The 670-nt window shown below is 67.0% G+C and carries 1 protein-coding gene; it reads right to left on the reverse strand.

Features of this window, described 5'->3' with window-relative positions:
* The coding region (locus tag XAXN_RS20075) for a thiol:disulfide interchange protein DsbA/DsbL (RefSeq protein ID WP_054320809.1) at window positions 1-606 on the reverse strand (606 nt) is incomplete at its 3' end.
* Window positions 607-670 lie beyond the last annotated feature (64 nt).

Genomic DNA, 670 nt, shown 5'->3' on the forward strand with positions numbered 1-670 from the left:
GGCAATGCGCAGCATGTCCGGGTAGTTGCGTGCGCCGATCAGGTAGCGGCCGTTGACGATGATGGCCGGGGTGCCGGGGATCTTGCTGCGCAGCGCGAACTCGCGTGCGGCCTTGAGCTTGGCATCCACCGCCTCGCTCTTGTAGGTCTCGATGAAACGCTGCTGCGGTATCCCGTAAGTGGCGTAGAACGCGGCCAGTTCTTCGGGCGCCACGTTCTGGGTGGGCACGGTCTGCTTTTCATGGATGGCCTCGAACATGGCGCGGTGACTGCGCTTGGCCACGCCCAGGATGTCGGCGGCGAAGTACGCACGCGCGAACGCGTCCCAGAAGCCGCCGAAGGCCGCCGGCACCGGAGTAAAGCGCACATACGCCGGCTGCTTGGCCACCCAGGCTTCCAGCACTGGTTCGAAATGCGCGCAGTGCGGGCAGGTATAGCCGAAGACTTCGGTCACTTCGACCTTGCCGGCAAGCGGGGCGTACGGCTGGCCGCCGTCGATCAGGGTGTAGTCCTCGCCTTCGACCGGCGCGGTTTTCTTGTCGGCGGCGCAGGCCACCAGCGGCAACAGGAACAACAACAGCAGGGGCAGACGGGAAAGCAATTTCATGCGGGCTCCGTGGGGGGGGGGGGGGGGGGGGGGGGGGGTGGTAAACGGCGAGCGGGGGCGCGGG

The organism is Xanthomonas axonopodis (genome assembly GCF_001304695.1).
GTDB classification, from domain to species: domain Bacteria; phylum Pseudomonadota; class Gammaproteobacteria; order Xanthomonadales; family Xanthomonadaceae; genus Xanthomonas; species Xanthomonas axonopodis.